Source organism: Janthinobacterium sp. PSRC1-1 (genome assembly GCF_049897525.1).
GTDB lineage: Bacteria > Pseudomonadota > Gammaproteobacteria > Burkholderiales > Burkholderiaceae_D > Janthinobacterium > Janthinobacterium tructae.
The window spans coordinates 172529-192132 of sequence record NZ_JAFCWK010000007.1 but is presented as its reverse complement, the minus strand read 5'-3'; the positions used below and the strand labels follow the sequence as shown (position 1 = coordinate 192132).

At 61.1% G+C, this 19604-nt stretch carries 16 protein-coding genes; 12 read left to right on the top strand and 4 right to left on the bottom strand.

The annotated features are described in order from the left end of the window. Positions 1 to 9: 9 nt before the first annotated feature. Genes ligA through def form a run of 3 tightly spaced genes read left to right on the top strand, consistent with a single transcriptional unit; the run spans position 10 to position 3813 of the window. The gene (gene ligA / locus ACP7DW_RS17240) at positions 10 to 2361 is read left to right on the top strand and encodes an NAD-dependent DNA ligase LigA (protein ID WP_426055904.1); all 2352 of its coding nucleotides are present in this window, start codon (positions 10 to 12) and stop codon (positions 2359 to 2361) included. Between the two features lie 25 nt (positions 2362 to 2386). Continuing rightward, a complete protein-coding gene (gene galU, locus ACP7DW_RS17235) occupies positions 2387 to 3280 on the top strand; it encodes a UTP--glucose-1-phosphate uridylyltransferase GalU (RefSeq protein ID WP_426055903.1) in 894 nt (297 codons plus the stop codon). Beyond that, positions 3277 to 3813, top strand: coding sequence for a peptide deformylase (gene def / locus ACP7DW_RS17230; RefSeq protein ID WP_099759510.1), 537 nt, complete (start codon positions 3277 to 3279; stop codon positions 3811 to 3813). The genes galU and def overlap by 4 nt, the downstream gene beginning before the upstream one ends. Before the next feature lie 177 nt (positions 3814 to 3990). On the opposite strand, the gene ACP7DW_RS17225 is transcribed toward def, so the two are convergent. The 4 genes from ACP7DW_RS17225 to map all read right to left on the bottom strand — a co-directional run bounded on the left by ACP7DW_RS17225 (position 3991) and on the right by map (position 9093). Next, positions 3991 to 4755, bottom strand: a complete 765-nt coding sequence (locus ACP7DW_RS17225) for a flagellar brake protein (RefSeq protein ID WP_426055902.1) — start codon at positions 4753 to 4755, stop codon at positions 3991 to 3993. 130 nt (positions 4756 to 4885) lie between these two features. After that, on the bottom strand, positions 4886 to 5635 hold the full coding sequence (locus tag ACP7DW_RS17220) for a pseudouridine synthase (RefSeq protein WP_096235107.1): 750 nt from the start codon (positions 5633 to 5635) through the stop codon (positions 4886 to 4888). Between the two features lie 41 nt (positions 5636 to 5676). After that, positions 5677 to 8244, bottom strand: coding sequence for a [protein-PII] uridylyltransferase (locus ACP7DW_RS17215; protein WP_426055901.1), 2568 nt, complete (start codon positions 8242 to 8244; stop codon positions 5677 to 5679). A gap of 36 nt (positions 8245 to 8280) precedes the next feature. After that, the gene (gene map, locus ACP7DW_RS17210; RefSeq protein WP_096238442.1) at positions 8281 to 9093 is read right to left on the bottom strand and encodes a type I methionyl aminopeptidase; all 813 of its coding nucleotides are present in this window, start codon (positions 9091 to 9093) and stop codon (positions 8281 to 8283) included. 390 nt (positions 9094 to 9483) lie between these two features. On the opposite strand from map, the gene rpsB reads away from it, so the two are divergent. The 9 genes from rpsB to bamA all read left to right on the top strand — a co-directional run bounded on the left by rpsB (position 9484) and on the right by bamA (position 19566). Then, positions 9484 to 10236 (top strand): 30S ribosomal protein S2, encoded by a 753-nt coding sequence (gene rpsB / locus ACP7DW_RS17205; RefSeq protein ID WP_071077760.1) that lies wholly within the window; start codon positions 9484 to 9486, stop codon positions 10234 to 10236. 158 nt (positions 10237 to 10394) lie between these two features. After that, entirely contained in the window at positions 10395 to 11306 is a 912-nt protein-coding gene (tsf, locus tag ACP7DW_RS17200; RefSeq protein ID WP_298405017.1) for a translation elongation factor Ts, read from the top strand. Between the two features lie 148 nt (positions 11307 to 11454). After that, positions 11455 to 12171: a UMP kinase gene (gene pyrH, locus ACP7DW_RS17195; protein WP_071077758.1), complete on the top strand. Its 717-nt coding sequence runs from the start codon at positions 11455 to 11457 to the stop codon at positions 12169 to 12171. Between the two features lie 163 nt (positions 12172 to 12334). After that, a complete protein-coding gene (gene frr, locus ACP7DW_RS17190) occupies positions 12335 to 12895 on the top strand; it encodes a ribosome recycling factor (RefSeq protein ID WP_426055900.1) in 561 nt (186 codons plus the stop codon). A gap of 99 nt (positions 12896 to 12994) precedes the next feature. Beyond that, the gene (uppS, locus tag ACP7DW_RS17185) at positions 12995 to 13762 is read left to right on the top strand and encodes a polyprenyl diphosphate synthase (protein ID WP_426055899.1); all 768 of its coding nucleotides are present in this window, start codon (positions 12995 to 12997) and stop codon (positions 13760 to 13762) included. After that, positions 13762 to 14595 (top strand): phosphatidate cytidylyltransferase, encoded by an 834-nt coding sequence (locus ACP7DW_RS17180; protein WP_426055898.1) that lies wholly within the window; start codon positions 13762 to 13764, stop codon positions 14593 to 14595. The genes uppS and ACP7DW_RS17180 overlap by 1 nt, the downstream gene beginning before the upstream one ends. 8 nt (positions 14596 to 14603) lie before the next feature. Further along, on the top strand, positions 14604 to 15788 hold the full coding sequence (ispC, locus tag ACP7DW_RS17175; protein WP_426055897.1) for a 1-deoxy-D-xylulose-5-phosphate reductoisomerase: 1185 nt from the start codon (positions 14604 to 14606) through the stop codon (positions 15786 to 15788). Then, complete coding sequence (rseP, locus tag ACP7DW_RS17170; RefSeq protein WP_426055896.1) at positions 15785 to 17146, top strand: RIP metalloprotease RseP; 1362 nt, start codon at positions 15785 to 15787, stop codon at positions 17144 to 17146. The genes ispC and rseP overlap by 4 nt, the downstream gene beginning before the upstream one ends. 83 nt (positions 17147 to 17229) lie before the next feature. Continuing rightward, entirely contained in the window at positions 17230 to 19566 is a 2337-nt protein-coding gene (gene bamA / locus ACP7DW_RS17165) for an outer membrane protein assembly factor BamA (RefSeq protein WP_426055895.1), read from the top strand. Positions 19567 to 19604: the final 38 nt, after the last annotated feature.

Sequence of the window (19604 nt, the reverse complement as noted above, 5' to 3'; positions counted from 1 at the left end):
CCTGCAATAATGACTGATCTGACCAACCAGGACGCCGCTGCCCGCGTTCTGGCACTCACTGCCGAGCTCAATCGGCATCTGTACGCCTACCACGTGCTCGACAATCCCACCATTCCCGACGCCGAGTACGACAAGCTGTTTGTCGAACTGCAGGCGCTGGAAACGGCCCATCCGGAACTCCGGGCACCGGATTCGCCCACCTTGCGCGTGGGTGCGGCGCCCTTGCCACAATTCGAGCAAGTCACGCACACGGTGCCGATGTTGTCGCTGAATAATGGTTTTTCCGATGACGATATCGTCAACTTCGACCGCCGCGTACGCGAAGGTCTGGACCTTGACGGTGCAGAAGTCGACTACGCTGCCGAAGTGAAATTCGATGGCCTGGCCATCAACCTGCGCTATGAAAACGGCCTGTTCGTGCAGGCCGCCACGCGCGGCGATGGCGCCACGGGCGAAGACGTGACGGCGAATATCCGCACCATTTCCGGCATCCCCTTGCGCCTGCATGGCGAGAATGTACCGGCGCTGCTGGACGTGCGCGGCGAGGTGATGATGTTCAAGGCCGATTTTGCCCGCCTGAACGAACGCCAGCGCGAGGCGGGGCAGAAGGAATTCGCCAACCCGCGCAATGCGGCCGCCGGCAGCCTGCGCCAGCTCGATTCGCGCATCACGGCGCAGCGCAAGCTGCGTTTTTATGCGTATGGCATCGGCGCCCTCGATGGCGCCGCCATGCCGGCCTCGCATTCGGCCTTGCTGGACTGGTACGAAACGCTGGGCATACCCGTGTCGAAGGAGCGCCGTGTGGTGCGAGGCGCGCAGGGCTTGCTGGCCTACTACGCCGATATCGGCGCGCGCCGCCCCGCCTTGCCCTACGAAATCGACGGCGTGGTCTACAAGGTGAACGCGACGCAAGACCAGCAGGAGCTGGGCTTTGTCTCGCGCGCGCCGCGTTTTGCGCTGGCGCACAAGTTCCCCGCCGAAGAAGCCTTGACCGTGGTGCTGGGCATCGATATCCAGGTGGGCCGCACGGGCGCCATGACGCCCGTGGCGCGCCTGGCGCCCGTGTCCGTGGGCGGCGTGACGGTGACGAATGCCACCTTGCACAATGAAGACGAGGTGCTGCGCAAGGATGTGCGCGTGGGCGATACCGTCGTCGTGCGCCGCGCCGGCGACGTGATCCCGGAAGTGCTGTCCGTGGTGCTGGAGAAGCGCCCGGAACCGGCGCCGCTGCCGTTCAAGATGCTGGAGCGCTGTCCTGTCTGCGATTCCCACGTGGTGCGCGAAGAGGGCGAGGCCATCGCGCGCTGCTCGGGCGGCCTGTTCTGTTCGGCGCAGCGCAAGGAAGCGTTCCGTCACTTCGCCGGGCGGCGCATGATGGATATCGACGGCCTGGGGGAACGTTATATCGATACCCTGGTCGAACTGGAATACGTGCATGGCCTGGCTGACCTGTACAGCCTGACCCTGGACAAATTGCTGGAAATGAAAGTGCGCGCCGACGAGCGCGATGGTTCGACGCCAGAAACAGTGCAACAAGGCAAGATTCCCACCAAATGGGCGGAAAACTTGCTGGCCGGCATAGAAGCAAGCAAGCGGCCGCCGCTCGAGCGTTTCCTGTTTGCGCTGGGTATTCGCCACGTGGGCGAATCGACGGCCAAGACCCTGGCCGAGTGGCTCGGCAGCCTCGACTATGTGCGCCGTGCGCCCGCAGCCCTGCTGCGCGTGCTGCCCGACATCGGCGGCACCGTGGCCGAGTCCATCGCCGACTTTTTTGCGGAAGAAAAGAACCAGCAGGCGCTGCAGGCATTGCTGGACGCTGGCGTCACGCCGCAAGGCGAACACGCGCCCAGCGCCAAGCTGCGTACGCAGCTGGAGCAAACGACGTTGCTGGCGGCCATCGGCATCCCCAAGCTGACGGAACCGCGCAGCAAGCAGCTGGTGGAGCGGGGCGTGACCCTGGCCAGCCTGGCGGCGCAAGGCGCCAGCTTCCACGCGGGCTTGCCCGCCGCCGTGGCCGAAGCGCTGGCGCAATGGCTGGCCGATGAGAGCAATGTCAAGCTGCTCGGTCAACTGGACGCCCTGCGCAATGAATTACTGTCACAATTACCTGAAATGTCAGCCGCTGGCGGCAAGTTGGACGGCAAGACTTTCGTCCTGACGGGCACCTTGCCCAACATGAGCCGCGACGAGGCCGCGGAGCTGATCGAGGCGGCCGGTGGCAAGGTCAGCGGTTCCGTGTCGAAGAAGACAGGCTATGTCGTGGCCGGCTCGGACGCCGGCAGCAAGCTGGCCAAGGCCCAGGAACTGGGTGTGGCCATACTCGACGAGGCTGGCCTGCTGGCCTTGCTCGCGCAGGACTAATCGTTCAAAATATTGCAGAAGACCCATGAAAAAAATCAGAAAAGCAGTTTTCCCCGTTGCCGGCCTGGGCAGTCGTTTCTTGCCTGCAACCAAGGCGCAGCCGAAGGAGATGTTACCGATCGTCGACAAGCCGTTGATCCAGTACGCAGTGGAAGAAGCGGTGGCGGCGGGCATCACGGAAATGATCTTCATCACGGGCCGCAATAAACGCGCCATCGAAGACCATTTCGATACGGCGTACGAGCTCGAGTCGGAGCTGGAAGCGGCCGGCAAGCGCCTGTTGCTCGACATGGTGCAAAACGTCATTCCCAAGCACATCAATTGCATTTACATCCGCCAGTCGGCGCCGTTGGGCCTAGGGCATGCCGTGCTGTGCGCCCGTCCCGTGATCGGCGACGAACCGTTTGCCGTCTTGCTGGCCGACGATTTCATGGATGTGGAAGAGGGCGTGCGCCCCGTGCTGGCGCAGATGACCGATGTCTTCCAGTATGAAAATTGTTCGCTGCTGGCGGTGCAGGACGTTCCGCGCGCGGAAACCAGGCAGTACGGTATCGTGTCGGCAAAGAATTATCAGCCCGACCTGGAACTGGTGTCGGCCATCGTGGAAAAGCCTGCGCCCGAAGAGGCGCCGTCGACCCTGGCCGTGGTGGGCCGTTATGTGCTGACCAGCCGCATCTTTAATCATCTGGAAAACCTGGGGACGGGCGCCGGCGGCGAAATCCAGCTGACGGACGGCATCGCCGCCCTGATGCGCGAAGAGCGCGTGCTGGCTTACCGCTATCAGGGGCAGCGCTATGATTGCGGCTCCAAGCTCGGTTATCTGAAGGCAACGACGGCGATGGGCATGAAGCATCCGGAAACGGGCGCCGCTTTCCGCGCTTACCTGCAACAACTGCAATCGACACTGGACACAAAATGACGGTACGTGAAATCCTCAAGATGGGCGATCCGCGCCTGCTGCGCATGGCCGAGCCCGTGCGCGAATTCGACACGCCCGAATTGCATGCGCTGATCGCCGACATGTTCGATACCATGCATGCGGCCAATGGTGCGGGCCTGGCGGCGCCGCAGATCGGCGTCAACCTGCAGCTGGTGATCTACGGCTTCAAGCAGAATCTGCGCTATCCCGATGCGCCGCAAGTGCCGGAAACCGTGCTGATCAACCCTGTGCTGACACCGTTGACGGAGCGCAAGGAAGAGGGCTTTGAGGGCTGCCTGTCCGTGCCTGGTTTGCGCGGCAGCGTGCCGCGCTGGAGCGAGCTGCACTATGAAGGCGTGGACCAGTTCGGCCAACCCATCAGCCGCGATTGCGACGGCTTCCACGCCCGCGTGGTGCAGCATGAAGTGGACCACCTGCACGGCATTTTGTATCCGATGCGCATCGTTGATTTTACGCAGTTCGGCTACACGGAAGTCATGTTCCCGGACTTGGACCCCAACGACGACGATTGATCGGCGCCTGAGAAAACGCCCATGGCGGCGTTGCATTGCCTCGCCGTACTCTTCGTACTGTCTTCGGCAATGCGCCTTGCCCTGAACGTTTTTCAGGCGCCTCGTGACTTTGGCTGTTCAACAAAAAATGGCCGCGCAGCATGAGCTGGGCGGCCATTTTTCATGCGTGAAGCAAACCTAGCGCACCTTGCGGCTGCTGCCCAGGTTATCCAGCAGCGTCTTCAATTCATCCTGCATCGCATCCGTCAGGTTCAGGAAGCGGCAGCCGATCTGCACTTGCTCGCCCAGCAGGAAGGAGCGGAAGGTGCGCGAGAGGCGGATTTCCAGGTCGGCGATCATGACCTTGTCCGGCCCCAGTTCCAGCCGTACGCGCGACAGTTTGCGGCCCACATACAGGCCGATCGTATCGCGCGGGTGGGCACGCATGCCGATGCCGCCGGCCGAGAAATCATACAGTTGCAATTCATACGGTCGGCCTTCCAGCACAAAGGCGGCCAGGTAGTACACGCCCAGCGGCGTTTCCAGGCGCGCCGACTCGCGCCGTTCCAGCACCAGGCAATGGCTGGGGAAGTTCGTCAGGTAGACGTTCGGCCGCTCGGGATACGCCTCCCATTCGCCATTGATGGTAAATTGCAGCTTGGCGTTTTGCACCCACGACACAAACGTGGCGCCGCCTTCGGGCAGGGCGGTCCCCTCATTGAGCTCCAGCACGAATTGCGGCAAGTCGTCGTCGACGGACAAGATGCGCGCCATGATGACGTCTTCGCCGCCTGTCGGGTAGATGGAAATGGCATCGCCGTTATCAGCCAGACTGCACAGGGTTTCGCCGATATCCCACGGATCGCTCATATGGTGCGGCTTGGTGCCTGGCTCCATCGGCTCGGCCACATCGGCCAGGCTGGGCGCGCCTTTGCGCAGGGGATTGGGGATGGGATCGTTCACGACAGCGTATCTCTTGTAATTTCTAATGGTGAATAGTGTATAGGTTCAAGGCAATATTTGCTAACTAAATCACAATAATTGCCTTTTCCTCACTACTCTTGTTGCCTGCTGGATATAGATCCCGGCACGCTTAAAACTGTTCGTCCGCACTCAGATAACGCCATTGGCCCGTCGGCAAGTCGCCCAGCTTGACCTTGCCGATGCGCACGCGTTTCAGGCCCAGCACTTTCAGGCCGACCGCTTCGCACATGCGGCGGATCTGGCGTTTCTTGCCTTCGCGCAGGGTAAAGCTCAGCTGGTCTTCATTTTGCCAGCGCACCTTGGCCGGCAGCAGCGGCTTGCCGTCGAGCCACAGGCCGTGGTTGAGCTTTTTCAGCTCGCTGTCGGGCAGGACGTCGCCCTTGGTGTAGCTCACGCGCACCAGGTATTCCTTGTCGATATCGGTATCGTGGCCGATCAGCTGCTTGGCCACGCGCCCATCCTGTGTCAGGACCAGCAGGCCGACGGAATCGATGTCCAGGCGCCCGGCGGCCACCAGGCTGCGCAGCTGGGTCGGGTGGAACTGTTCCGGGCTGCGGTCTTCCGCCCAGCGGTTCTCGGCCTTGATCAAGGCCACGGCGGGCGTGTAGCCATCCTCGGCCTGGCCGCTGACATAGCCCATCGGCTTGTTGATCAGGACGGTGACGCGCTTCGATTGCTCGGCCGCCGCCTGGCGTTCCACGGTGACTTTCTGGCTGGGATAGACCTTGCTGCCCAGCTCGGACACCACCTTGCCATCTACGCGGACCCAGCCGCGCGCGATCCATTCGTCGGCTTCGCGGCGGGAGGACAGGCCCAGTTCGGACATGCGTTTGGACAAGCGTAATAATTCTTCGGTCATGTTGTTTCAGTTTCAGTAAGGGTAGGCGCTGCGCGCAAGGTTTACACCTTCAGCGCATCGAGTAAATCGGTTTCCAGCAATATCTGGTTGCGGGCATTGTTGAGCGCGGGGCCGTCGACGAGGAAGACGTCTTCGACCCGCTCGCCCAGGGTCATGATCTTGGCCGTGTGCAGGTTGATGCGGTACTTGGTCAGCACATTGGCGATCGCATACAGCAGGCCCGTGCGGTCGTTGGCGGCCACCGACAGCAGGTAGTACTGGCCCTTTTCATCGGGCCGCAAGTCCACCGTCGGCTGGAAGGGGAAGGTGCGCGACAGGCGCGACAGCCGTCCTTTGCCCGGCGGCGGCAGCGGCGTTTGCGACTGCAGCAGTTCGCCCAGCTCATGCTCGATCAGGCTGATGATGTCGCGGTAGCTCTTGGCGAAGTTCTGCTCCGTGACGAGGAAGGTGTCGAGCGCGTAGCCATTCCTGGTCGTGTGGATCTTCGCGTCGAGGATGCTGAAATTCTTGCGGTCGAAATAGCTGCAGATGCGCGCGAACAGGTCAGGCTGGTCGGGAATGTACACGGCCACCTGCAAGCCTTCGCCGATGGGCGCCAGCCGGCATTTTACCACCGGCAACTTGCTGTCGAGCTTGTCGTACAGCGAGCGCGTCTGCCAGGCAATGTCGGAGGCGTCGTGGCGCAGGAAATACGCTACATCGAGCTGCTGCCACAGTTTCAGATGGGCATCGGGCGGCAAGCCGTACAGGCGCAGGGTGGCCAGCGCTTCCTGCTGGCGGTTCTTCAGTTCGCGGTCGGCCGTGTGCGGCTCGCCGCCCAGCACGCGCAGGGTGATCTTGTACAGGTCTTCCAGCAGCTTGCCCTTCCACGCGTTCCACACTTTCGGGCTGGTGCCGCGGATGTCGGCCACCGTCAGCAGGTACAGGCCCGTCAGGTGGCGCTCGTCCTTGACCACTTTCGCGAACGCGGCGATGACGTCGGGGTCGGACAGGTCCTGCTTTTGCGCCACTTGCGACATGGTCAGGTGATTTTCCACCAAAAAAGCGACCAGTTCCGTGTCCTCTGCCGACATGCCGTGGTCCTGGCAGAACTGGGTGGCGTCGGCCACGCCCAGCTTGGAATGGTCGCCGCCGCGGCCCTTGGCGATGTCGTGGAACAGGGCCGCCACGTACAGCAGCCACGATTGCGAGAAATCGGCCATCAGCTGGCTGCAGAACGGGTATTCGTGCGCATGTTCGCTCATGGTGAAGCGGCGCATGTTGCGCACCACCATCAAAATGTGCTGGTCGACCGTGTACACGTGGAACAGGTCATGCTGCATCTGGCCCACGATGCGGCGGAAATTCGGCAGGTAGCGTCCCAGGATGCTCATCTCGTTCATGCGCCGCAGCGCATGGATGATGCCCACGGGCGCGCGCATGATGCGCAGGAACAGGGCGCGGTTGACGGGGTCCTGGCGGAAGGCGGCGTCGATCTTGAAGCGCGCGTGCCACAGGGCCCGCGTGGCGCGCGAGGTCATGCCCTTCAGGGCCGGGCGTTCCGTCATCAGCACGAAGATTTCCAGCACGGCCGACGGGTATTGCTCGAACGTATCGTCGGCGCTGATGTCGATCAGGCTGTTGACTTCATTGAAGCGTTCGTTGATGGGCACGGCCACGTCGTCTTGCGGAAACAGCCGTGCCTCGATGTTTTGCAGCAGAATCGTGTTGAGCTGGGTCACCGTCTTGGCGGCCCAGTAATAGCGCTGCATCAGGTATTCGCTGGCGCGGCGCATGTGCGGCCCGCTGCCCGTGGCTTGCAAGCCCAGCGATTCGGCGATCGCCGTCTGCACGTCGAATACCAGGCGGTCTTCGCGCCGTCCCGCATGCAGGTGCAGGCGTACGCGGATATCCTTGAAGGCGCGCTCCTTTTCCATCAGCTGGCGCGCTTCCGTCAGGGTGATCAGGCCGCCTGTGGCCAGCGTGCGCCAGGAATTGGCCAGACCGGCCGCCTTGGCCACCCACAGAATCACCTGCAAGTCGCGCAGGCCGCCCGGGCTTTCCTTGCAATTCGGTTCCAGGCTGAAAGCCGTGTCTTCGTATTTGGCATGGCGCTGGCGCATTTCCGCGGTTTTCGCCTGGAAAAACGCCTGCGGGTCCATGGCTGCCTCGTAGCGCTGCTGCAATTGCGCAAACAGGTCCGCGTTGCCGCACACGAGGCGCGCTTCGAGCAAGCTGGTTTGCACGGTGATGTCGGCCTTCGATTCGACCATGCATTCCTCGACCGTGCGGATGCTGTGGCCGATTTCCAGGCCCAGGTCCCACAGCAGCTGCACCAGTTCCTCGAGCTTTTCCTGCGCGGCCGCATCGGGCGCCTGCTGCAGCAGGATCAGCAGGTCGACGTCGGAATACGGAAACAGTTCCCCGCGTCCGTAGCCGCCCACGCCCACCAGGGCCGTGCCGGGCGGCAAACCCGCTTCCTGCCAGGCGCGCGCCAGCACGCCATCGACGCTGTGGCGCAGGCTGCGCAGCAGTTTTTCAGGCTTGCCGTCGGCCTGGAAGGCCGCAATGACGACCTGGCGGTCGGTTTTCAGTTGCTGTTTCAGCTGTTCCCGAATCTGCTTTTTCATCTGGGCCCTGGGGTGGCGGTGCGTGGGATGGAAGAATCAGGCTTTGTTCAGGATCAGGGCCGGCGGTGGCGGCATGCCGGGCGAGACGGTCAGCACTTCATAGCCCGTTTCCGTCACCAGCACCGTGTGTTCCCATTGCGCCGACAGGCTGCGGTCCTTGGTTTTGATGGTCCAGCCATCGTTCATTTCGCGGATCTCACGGCGGCCCGAGTTGATCATCGGTTCGACGGTAAAGATCATGCCCGCTTCCAGGCGTTCCAGGGTGCCTGGTTTGCCGTAATGCAGCACTTGCGGTTCTTCATGGAAGACCTTGCCGATGCCGTGGCCGCAGAATTCGCGCACCACGCTGTAGCCGGCTTTTTCCGCATGTTGCTGGATGGCGTGGCCGATATCGCCCAGGTGGGCGCCCGGCTTGATCTGGTCGATTCCCAGCCACATGCATTCATAGGTGATTTCCGACAGGCGCTTGGCCAGGATGGTGGGCGTGCCGACGAGGAACATGCGGCTGTTGTCGCCGTGGTAGCCATCCTTGATGACGGTGATGTCGAGGTTGACGGAGTCGCCGCTCTTCAAGACCTTGTCGCCGGGAATGCCATGGCAGATGACGTCGTTGACGGAGGTGCAGATGGCCTTCGGGTAAGGCGTGTAGCCTGGCGGGCAGTAGTTCAGCGGGGCAGGGATGGTGCCTTGCACGTTGACCATGTATTCGTGGCACAGGCGGTCCAGTTCGCCGGTCGTGACGCCGACCTTGACGAAGGGAGTGATGTAATCGAGTACTTCGGCGCCGAGCTTGCCGGCTACGCGCATGCCTTCGATGTCGGCGGCGCTGTTGATACGGATGGTGGACATGGTGTGATTCGCAATCTGCAAGATGTTCAGGTGAAAAGCACAGACGAATCTCAGCGGAGGAGGAAACGTCTGCAAATATGTCGAAATTATAAACGAGGCGCCCCGCATCCGCCGCCACCATCCTATGGCTGGCAGGCGATTTTTGCGGGAAAGCCCATGGCCGATACGCATTGCACCAGTGTGGTGCAATGCTGGCCGTCGCTGCGCGCGCGATTTGCGCCGGGGACTTGATGGAATGGGCATTTCGGTGTAGAATCCCGGGTTGCTTGAATTCTCTTTTGGGCAATGCAGTAAAACAGTGTCTTTAATTTATATAAACACGCGAATCCGGTCGACAAGGGTGCCTGTATGGTGACTGATCGGATTCCAGACCCAACCCTGGAGTTAATAATGTCCGTAACAATGCGCGAAATGCTGGAAGCCGGTGTCCACTTTGGTCACCAAACCCGTTTTTGGAATCCAAAAATGGCACCGTTCATCTTCGGCCATCGCAACAAGATCCACATCATCAACCTGGAAAAAACCATGGCGATGTACCAGGACGCAATGAAGCACGTGCGTCAACTGGCTGCAAACCGTGGCACCATCCTGATGGTTGGCACCAAGCGTCAAGCGCGCGAAATCATCGCTGCTGAAGCACAACGCGCTGGTGTGCCTTTCGTTGATCAACGTTGGTTGGGCGGCATGCTGACCAACTTCAAAACGATCAAAACCTCGATCAAGCGTCTGAAAGACATGGAAGTCATGGTTGAAGACGGTTCGATCGAGAAGCTGTCGAAAAAAGAAGCGCTGATGTTCTCCCGCGAAATGATCAAGCTGCAAAAATCGATCGGCGGCATCAAGGACATGGGCGGCATTCCTGACGCAATCTTCGTCGTCGACGTCGGCTACCACAAAGGTGCGATCACCGAAGCAGCTAAACTGGGTATCCCGGTCATCGGCGTTGTCGATACCAACCACTCCCCAGAAGGCGTGAACTTCGTGATCCCAGGTAACGATGACTCCTCGAAAGCCATCATGTTGTACGCTCGCGGTGTTGCTGATGCAATCATCGAAGGCCGTGCAGCTGCCGGTAACGAAGTTGTTGAAATGGTTAAAGCAGCCGCTGGCGACGAATTCGTCGAAGTAAACGAACAGGCTTAATGGCCAGGCTATCGCGAGATAGCCGTTTGTAAGCACAGCAGTAAGGGAAAAGGGGTGGCAGCAGCTCCCCCTTTTTTTTAACAAAAAAACGATAGTGACCGCTGGCGAGGCATATCTGCCCGGCCGCGACTGTCGACTCACCGAATCAGGAGAAACACATGGCAGCGATTACAGCAGCGATGGTAGGCGAATTGCGCGGCAAAACCGACGCACCAATGATGGAATGCAAAAAAGCACTGACCGAAGCCGATGGCGACATGGCGCGTGCGGAAGAGATCCTGCGCGTCAAACTGGGCGGCAAGGCATCGAAAGCATCGGCACGCATCACCGCTGAAGGCGTCGTGGCAACCTACATCGCCAATGGCGTAGGCGCCCTGGTCGAAGTGAACTCGGAAACCGACTTCGTTGCGAAAAACGACGATTTCCTGGCACTGGCCAACAACGCTGCCCGTCTGGTAGCAGAACACAATCCGGCTGACGTCGCTGCCCTGCTGGCCTTGCCACTCGATGGCAAGACCCTGGACGAAGTGCGCGCTGCCCTGATCGGCAAAATCGGCGAAAACATGACCATCCGCCGCTTCCAGCGTTTCGAAACCAGCAACAAGCTGGCGTCGTACCTGCACGGCGCGCGCATTGGCGTGATCGTCGAATTCGACGGTGCCGATGAGCAAGTCGGCAAAGACGTGGCCATGCACATCGCTGCCATGAAGCCAGTGTCGCTGTCGTCGAACGAAGTTCCAGCGGAACTGATCGAAAAAGAGCGTTCGGTTGCCCAACTGAAAGCCGAAGAAGACGCAGCCAAAGCGGCCGCCGAAGGCAAACCAGCGCAATCGCCGGAAATCCTGGCCAAGCGCCTGGAAGGTTCCGTACAGAAGTTCCTGAAAGAAGTATCGCTGCTGAACCAGGCTTTCGTGAAAAACGACAAGCTGTCGGTTGAGCAAATGCTGAAGGCGGCTAACACCAGCGTCAAAGGTTTTGCCATGTACGTGGTAGGCGAAGGCATCGAGAAGAAGCAAGACGACTTCGCAGCAGAAGTCGCAGCACAGATGGCTGCCTCCCAGGGAGCGTAAGTAAAGCGGGCCGAGAGGCCCGTTTTTTTGGCCCGCCCGCACCTGTCGTGCCGGGCGGCGGCATGGGCAGCTTCCTCCCGCCTATCCGGCGCTGCAGGGCGCTGCGCCATGTCATACTCGAATAACCTCATTTATGGAGCCCCAGCTCATGTCAAAACCAGCCTACAAGCGCGTCCTCCTCAAGTTGTCCGGCGAAGCCCTGATGGGCGATGATCCCTACGGCATCAACCGTGCCACGATCGAGCGCATGGTGGCCGATGTGGCCGAGGTGGCGAAATTGGGTGTGGAACTGGCAATCGTGATTGGCGGCGGCAATATCTTCCGCGGCGTCGCGCCTGGCGCGCAAGGCATGGACCGTGCCACCGCCGACTACATGGGCATGCTTGCCACCGTGATGAATGCACTGGCCCTGGCCGATGCCATGCGCCACGTCGGCATCGTCGCGCGCGTCATGTCGGCCATCGGCATCGAGCAAGTCGTCGAGCCGTACGTCCGTCCGAAAGCCCTGCAATACCTGGAAGAAGGCAAAGTGGTGGTCTTCGCCGCCGGTACCGGTAATCCGTTCTTCACCACCGACACGGCAGCCGCCCTGCGCGGTTCCGAGATCAGCGCCGAGATCGTCCTGAAGGCCACCAAGGTCGACGGCGTCTACACGGCCGATCCGAAGAAGGATCCGAACGCCACCCTGTTCCACACGATTACGTTCGACGACGCCATCGCCAAGCACCTGCAAGTGATGGATGCCACCGCATTCGCCCTGTGCCGCGACCAGAAACTGCCAATCAAAGTGTTTTCGATCACCAAGCCAGGCGCGCTGATGCGCGTCATCATGGGTGAAGATGAAGGCACGCTGGTTCACGTATAGAAGTAAGGAGCACCGAGAAACCGTCCATGGCTGCGTTGCAGCGCCTCGCCGTACATTCGGCGCCGCGCCTTGCCCTGAGCGGTTTTCGGCACTCCCGGCTGCGGCAGCATTCAAGCCGCAAGCGCAATAGAATATTCATTATTATCAAGACAAGGAGTAGGTAATGTCCTTAGCTGACGTTAAAAAGAACACCCAGGAACGCATGACGAAGTCGCTGGAAACACTGAAGGCCGACCTGGCCAAAGTGCGTACCGGCCGCGCCCATACGGGCATCCTGGACCACGTGATGGTCGATTACTACGGTTCGCCGACGGCGCTGACCCAGGTGGCCAACGTGACCCTGATCGACGCGCGCACCATCGGTGTGCAGCCGTACGAAAAGAAGATGGCCTCGACCGTTGAAAAAGCCATCCGCGACGCCGACCTGGGCTTGAACCCATCGGCACAGGGCGACATGATCCGCGTCCCGACGCCGCCGCTGACGGAAGAGCGCCGCAAGGAAATGGTCAAGCTGGTCAAGAGCGAAGCGGAAGACGCGAAGATCGCCGTGCGCAACATTCGCCGCGATGCGAACGAGTCGCTGAAGAAACTGGTCAAGGAAAAAGCCTGCTCCGAGGACGATGAGCGCCGCTCGTCGGAAGAAGTGCAGAAACTGACGGACAAGTTTATTGCCGACATCGACAAGATGGTGATCGACAAAGAAAAAGAAGTGCTGACGGTCTAGTTTTCAGTCCTTTTGACGCTGCCCGGGAAAGCATGGCTTTTCCGGGCAGTGCTATTTGGCGCATAATGGTTATCTTTTATTTTTGGTATTCGTGTTTTCATGATCTATTCGAGTTCGACAACGGCAGTACCTGAGGTTGGCACAGTGCCGCGCCATGTGGCAATCATTATGGATGGCAATGGCCGCTGGGCAACCAAACGCTTCCTGCCGCGCGTGGCTGGCCACGTCAAGGGCGCTGACGCCGTGCGCGGCATCGTCGAGACCTGCCTCGAACGCGGTGTCGAGTACCTGACCCTGTTTGCCTTCAGTTCGGAAAACTGGCGCCGCCCGGAAGAAGAGGTGTCGATGCTGATGCGCCTGTTCGTCACCATGCTGGAACGCGAAGTGGTCAAGATGCATGCCAACGACATTCGCCTGAAAGTGGTGGGCGACCTGTCGCGCTTCAATGAACAGCTGCAAACCCTGATCGCCAATGCCGAGCGCAAGACGGCGAACAACACGCGCCTGACGGTGTCCATCTGCGCCAATTACGGCGGGCGCTGGGACATCATGCAGGCAGTCAATAAAATGACGGTCGAGGCCGCTGCCAACGGCCAGAGCGCCGGGCAGGCTTACACGGAAGAACAACTGGCGCCGCACCTGGCCATGGCCTATGCGCCCGAGCCTGACCTGTTCATCCGCACGGGCGGCGAGCAGCGCATTTCCAATTTCCTGCTGTGGCAACTGGCGTACACTGAGCTGTTTTTTACCGAGACTTTCTGGCCCGACTTCAATGACGAGTGCCTCGACGCGGCAATCGCGTCTTACCAGCAGCGCGAACGGCGCTTTGGCCGTACCAGCGCGCAATTAACTGAAAAGACAAACTGATGCTGAAAACACGGATAATCACCGCCCTGGTCCTGTTGGCGGTCTTGCTGCCGGTTCTGTATCTGAATTACTTCCCCGCCTTCGCCGTGATCGCCACGGCGTTCTTCGGCGCCGCCGTCTGGGAAAGCTTCCGCATTTTCAAAAATCGCCAGGCGCTCCTGATTGCTGCCGTCTGGACTGCCGCCTTTGCGTATACGTTTTTTGTCGGTAACGGCATGGCGCAGCTCAATTTCTGGTTCGCCCTGTGCGTGGCCATCTGGCTGATCCGCTTCGTGCCCTCGCTGGCGACGGGCTTGCCGCCCACCGAAGGCCTGGGCAATACCTTGCTCAGCCTGGTGTACCCGGTGACCATCGTCGGCTGCTTCGTCGCCATCATCGCCTTGTTCCTGCATAGCCCCTTGTACCTGCTGTCCGTCATGGCGCTGGTGTGGATCGCCGATATCGGCGCGTATTTCTCGGGCAAGGCGTTCGGCAAGCGCAAGCTGGCGCCCAGCATTTCCCCGGGTAAATCCTGGGAAGGCGCCATCGGCGGCGGCATCGCCGTGCTCGTCATCGCCGCCATCACCATCATCGCCGCGCCATCGTTGCCGGTGCTGCAAGACACCTTCGCCGTGCAGCTGCAATTGCGCCGCGGCTGGCTGGTGGCCCTGCTGGTGCTGCTGCTGGTCGTCGCGGCCAGCATCGTCGGCGACCTGTTCGAATCCCAATTGAAGCGCCGCGCCGGCATCAAGGACAGCAGCAACCTGCTGCCTGGCCATGGCGGTGTACTCGACCGTATCGATGCGCTGATCCCGGTCCTGCCATTTGCCGCCCTCGTGGCCAGCTGGCTTTAAGGAAACTCATGCAATACATCACCATCCTTGGCGCGACCGGCTCGATCGGCGTGTCTACCTTGGACGTGCTCGCGCGTCATCCCGAGCAATACAGCGTGTATGCGCTGAGCGCGCACAGCCGCGTGGCCGAACTGGCCGCCCAGTGCCTGCAGTTCCGTCCGCAGCGCGCCGTCGTCGGCACGGCGGACGGCGCCCTTGAACTGACGCGTTTGCTGCGCGGGCAGGGCGTCGCTACGCAGGTCGAGTACGGCGTGGAAGCCCTGTGCGCCATCGCCAGCGCGCCGCAGGTGACGGGCGTGATGGCGGCGATCGTCGGCGCGGCCGGCCTGGCGCCCACCCTGGCGGCGGCACGCGCCGGCAAGAAAGTATTGTTGGCCAATAAAGAGGCGCTGGTCATGTCCGGCCAGCTGTTCATCGATGCCGTGCACGATAACGGCGCCGTGCTGCTGCCCATCGACAGCGAGCATAACGCCATCTTCCAATGCATGCCGCACGCGCATGGCCGCGCGCCAGGCGCCGCGGGCGTGGCAAAAATCGTGCTGACGGCTTCCGGCGGCCCCTTCCTCACGCGCGACGTCGAGACGCTCGACACGGTCACGCCGGACCAGGCCTGCAAGCATCCGACCTGGGCCATGGGACGCAAGATTTCCGTCGATTCGGCCACCATGATGAACAAGGGCCTGGAAGTGATCGAAGCGCACTGGCTGTTCGGCGCGCCGGCCGAGCAGATCGAGGTGCTGATCCATCCGCAAAGCGTGATCCATTCGATGGTGTCGTATGTCGACGGTTCCGTGCTGGCCCAGCTGGGCAACCCGGACATGCGCACGCCGATCGCCCATGCGCTGGCCTACCCGCAGCGTATCGCTTCCGGCGTGGCGCAGCTGGACCTGGCGCAAGTGGCCACGCTGCAGTTCGAACGTCCCGATTTCCGCCGTTTCCCCTGTCTGGCGCTGGCGTTCGACGCCTTGCGCGCGGGCGGCACGGCGCCGGCCCTGCTCAACGCGGCCAATGAAGTGGCCGTGCAAGCCTTCCTCGACGAGCAGATCGGCTTCCGCCAGATCGACCGCGTCATCGCCCACGTGATCGAGACGGTGCCGCATGGCGCCGCCTCCAGCATCGAGGCCGTGATGGAGCAGGACCGCCTGGCCAGAGCGGCCGCGCACGCGTATATCGCCCAAAGGCTGGCCGCATGACGCTCATTACCACCTTGCTGGCCTTTATCGTCGCGCTCGGTTCACTGATTACCCTGCACGAGCTGGGCCACTACCTGGTGGCGCGCTGGTGCGGCGTGAAAGTGCTGCGCTTCTCGATCGGCATGGGAAAAGTGGTGTATTCGCGCAAGTTCGGCAAGGACCAGACGGAATGGGCGATTTCCGCGCTGCCGCTGGGCGGCTATGTCAGCATGCTCGACAGCCGCGCGCAAGACCTCAGCGATTTGCCGGAAAGCGAATTGCGCCGCGAATTCACGCGCCAGAGCGTGTGGCGCCGCATCGCCATCGTGGCCGCCGGCCCGCTGGCCAATTTCCTCGTCGCCATCGTGCTGTACGCGGGCCTGTTCATGCACGGCATCGAAGAGCCGTCGAGCAAGCTCGGTCCCGTGGCCGAGCAAACGGCCGCCTATGCCGCCGGCTTGCGCAGCGGCGATACGGTTGAAACGGTCAATGGCAAGGCCGTGGCCAGCTGGTCCGAGCTGCGCTGGGAACTGATCCAGGCCACCCTCGACAAGCAGCCGGCGCGCATCGAAGTGCGCCGTCCCGACCGTGGCCAGCAGGAGGCGACCTTGCCGACGGCCAGCCTGACGGAGACGGACCTGGAAGGCGACGTGCTGGGCAAGCTGGGCCTGACCCTGGCCCGTTCCGCGCCGACCCTGATGGAAATCATGCCTGGCGGCGCCGCCGCACGCGCCGGTCTGCAGAAAAACGACCAGATTCTGGCCATCGACGAGCAGCCCGTGCACGACGTGGCGGCCGTCATCGCCACCCTGAGCCAGGCGCCGGGCCGGACCTTGCAATTGCAACTCCTGCGCCAGGGCCAGGACCTGACCTTGCCCATTACACCGGACGCCGTGCCGGGTGCGGGGACAGAGGGAGCTGTAACAGTTGGTAAGATCCAGGCAAAGCTGGGGCAGGTGCCGGATATGATCAGCGTGGCCTCCGGACCGTTCTCTGCCGTGGGCAAGGCGTCCACCAAGGTCTGGGACACCAGCGTCATGAGCCTGAAAATGCTGGGTAAAATGGTTACCGGCCAGGTCTCGCTGAAGAATGTGACGGGGCCCATTACCATCGCCGATTACGCGGGCCAGACGGCGCGCACCGGCCTGGTAAGCTACCTGAGCTTCATCGCCTTCATCAGTATCAGTCTGGGCGTGATGAATTTGCTACCCATTCCTGTTCTGGATGGCGGGCATTTGCTGTATTATTCGCTGGAAGTTTTGACCGGACGCCCCTTGCCGGAGCGCGTAGGCGAGATTGCCCAGCGCCTGGGGATCGGTGTGTTGCTGACCTTGATGGTGCTTGCCGTCTTTAATGACGTGTTGCGATTGCTGAATTAGGGCGGTGGTTGATGCCATTGCGTGAGTCGCACAAGCAATCTTTTGTGTATGTTGTCCATTGATTTACCCATTGAATAACCCCAATGAAATTACATTCTGCTCGTTTTGCCTTGCCTTCCTTTCGTCGCAGCCTGATCGGCGCCGCCGTCATGGCCTTCTGTGCCGGCCATGCGCTGGCCGTCCAGCCATTTACTGTCAAGGACATCCGGGTCGAAGGGATCCAGCGTACTGAAGCGGGTACTGTTTTCAGCTATCTGCCGGTGCGCGTCGGCGAAACGTTCTCCGACGAGAAGAGTATCGCCGCCATCAAAGCCCTGTACGCGACGGGTTTTTTCAAGGACGTGCGCCTGGAAGTCGATGGCGACGTGCTGGTGGTGCTGGTCGAGGAGCGCCCGGCCATCGCTGCCGTGGAATTCACGGGCACCAAGGAATTTGAAAAAGATGTGCTGGTCAAGGCCTTGAAGGAAATCGGCGTCGGCGAAGCGAAAATTTTCGACAAGGCGTCGGTCGACCGCGCGGAGCAGGAGCTCAAGCGCCAGTATCTGTCGCATGGCCTGTACGGCGTGAAGATCACCACCACCGTCACGCCGATCGAGCGCAACCGCGTCAACGTGGTGTTCGCCGTCGACGAGGGCGACGTGGCCCGCATCAAGCAGATCAACATCGTCGGCAACAAGGCTTTCACGGACAAGGAACTGCGCGAACAGCTGGCCCTGAACACGGGCGGCTGGTTCAGCTGGTACACCAAGGCCGACCAGTATTCGAAGACCAAGCTGACGGGCGACATCGAGTCGCTGAAGTCCTACTACCTGGACCGTGGCTATATCGAGATGCAGGTCGACTCCACGCAAGTGTCGATCACGCCTGATAAAAAAGATATTTACCTGACGATCAATATCACCGAAGGTGAAAAGTACAAGATCGCCGGCACCAAGTTCGAAGGCGAGATGTTCGGCCGCGAAGAAGAGCTGAAAGCGCTGAACCTGATGCGCGAAGGCGAGATTTACTCGGGCGCGCGCCTGACGGCCACGAATAAGCGCATCCAGGACCGCCTGGCCACGTTCGGCTATGCCTTTGCCAACGTCAATGCCAATCCCGAAATCAACCGTGACAAGCATGAAGTGGGTTTTACTTTCTTCATCGATCCGGGCAAGCGCGTGTACGTGCGCCACATGAATATCGCCGGCAACACCACCACGCGCGATGAAGTCATCCGCCGCGAATTCCGCCAGTTCGAATCGTCCTGGTACGACAGCAACAAGATCAAGCTGTCGCGCGACCGTGTCGACCGCCTGGGCTACTTCAAGGACGTGACCATCGACACGCCGGAAGCGCAGGGCACGACCGACCAGGTCGACGTCAACGTGACGGTGGTGGAAAAACCAACGGGTAACTTCCTGATCGGCGGCGCCTTTTCGCAGTCGGAGAAGTTCACCCTGTCGGCATCGATTTCACAGGCCAACTTCGCCGGTAGCGGCAACACGGTCGGCATTGAACTCAATACCAGCCATTACAGCCGCACGATTGCGTTTTCGCAAACCAATCCGTATTTTACGGACGATGGCATTTCGCGCAGCTTTGAAGTGTACCTGCGCACGACGGAACCGCCGGCGCTGAACGTCGGCAGCTACAAGATCAAGCAAACCGGTGGCCGCGTCAGTTTCGGCGTGCCATTCTCGGAAGTCGACACCGTCTTCTTCGGCATCGGCGCCGAGCGCTCGCGCATCGAAACCGACATCACCAGCCCGATTCGCTTCAAGCAGTACGTGAAAGACAACGGCGGCCCGTCGGACGGCATCGGTTCTGCCACCACCAATTCCATCCCGCTGACGGCGGCATGGCAGCGTGACAGCCGCGACAGCGCCCTGACGCCATCGATCGGCCGCTTACAGCGCGTCAACCTGGAGGCTGACCTGATCGGCGACCAGAAGTACTTCCGTGCCATCTATGAGCACCAGTATTTCCGTCCGCTGTTCAGCAAGGTCACCCTGGCGTTGAGGGGCGAGATCGATTACGGCCACGGCATCGGCAAGCACGTGTACCCGGTCTTCAAGAACTTCTACGGCGGCGGCATCGGTTCGGTGCGCGGCTACCTGAGTTCCTCGCTGGGCGCGGTCGAACCGAGCACCAACGATGCCCTGGGCGGCGCCTCGCGCATGTTCGGCAACGCCGAGCTGCAGATGCCGTTCCCCGGTTCGGGCAATGACCGCAGCCTGCGCTGGTTCGGTTTCCTTGACGGCGGCCAGGTCTACCAGGAAGGCGAAAAAATGCGGATCTCGCAATTGCGCTATTCTGCTGGCTTGGGCATCAGCTGGATTTCACCGGTGGGCCCGCTCAAGCTGAGCTATGCCAAACCGCTGAACGCCAAGCCGACGGACCGCCTGGAGCGCTTCCAGTTCCAGATGGGCACCGGTTTCTGACCGGCCATCTGAACCGGGGCGACAGCTTTTACCTTTTG

Excerpts from the sequence above, each read along its gene's own strand:
- ACP7DW_RS17180 (WP_426055898.1), top strand. The coding sequence starts at position 13,762 with ATGCTGAAAACACGGATAATCACCGCCCTGGTCCTGTTGGCGGTCTTG.
- tsf (WP_298405017.1), top strand. The coding sequence starts at position 10,395 with ATGGCAGCGATTACAGCAGCGATGGTAGGCGAATTGCGCGGCAAAACC.
- ACP7DW_RS17220 (WP_096235107.1), bottom strand. The coding sequence starts at position 5,635 with ATGACCGAAGAATTATTACGCTTGTCCAAACGCATGTCCGAACTGGGC.
- ligA (WP_426055904.1), top strand. The coding sequence starts at position 10 with ATGACTGATCTGACCAACCAGGACGCCGCTGCCCGCGTTCTGGCACTC.
- pyrH (WP_071077758.1), top strand. The coding sequence starts at position 11,455 with ATGTCAAAACCAGCCTACAAGCGCGTCCTCCTCAAGTTGTCCGGCGAA.
- rpsB (WP_071077760.1), top strand. The coding sequence starts at position 9,484 with ATGTCCGTAACAATGCGCGAAATGCTGGAAGCCGGTGTCCACTTTGGT.
- frr (WP_426055900.1), top strand. The coding sequence starts at position 12,335 with ATGTCCTTAGCTGACGTTAAAAAGAACACCCAGGAACGCATGACGAAG.
- uppS (WP_426055899.1), top strand. The coding sequence starts at position 12,995 with ATGATCTATTCGAGTTCGACAACGGCAGTACCTGAGGTTGGCACAGTG.
- map (WP_096238442.1), bottom strand. The coding sequence starts at position 9,093 with ATGTCCACCATCCGTATCAACAGCGCCGCCGACATCGAAGGCATGCGC.
- galU (WP_426055903.1), top strand. The coding sequence starts at position 2,387 with ATGAAAAAAATCAGAAAAGCAGTTTTCCCCGTTGCCGGCCTGGGCAGT.
- ACP7DW_RS17215 (WP_426055901.1), bottom strand. The coding sequence starts at position 8,244 with ATGAAAAAGCAGATTCGGGAACAGCTGAAACAGCAACTGAAAACCGAC.
- ispC (WP_426055897.1), top strand. The coding sequence starts at position 14,604 with ATGCAATACATCACCATCCTTGGCGCGACCGGCTCGATCGGCGTGTCT.
- rseP (WP_426055896.1), top strand. The coding sequence starts at position 15,785 with ATGACGCTCATTACCACCTTGCTGGCCTTTATCGTCGCGCTCGGTTCA.
- bamA (WP_426055895.1), top strand. The coding sequence starts at position 17,230 with ATGAAATTACATTCTGCTCGTTTTGCCTTGCCTTCCTTTCGTCGCAGC.
- def (WP_099759510.1), top strand. The coding sequence starts at position 3,277 with ATGACGGTACGTGAAATCCTCAAGATGGGCGATCCGCGCCTGCTGCGC.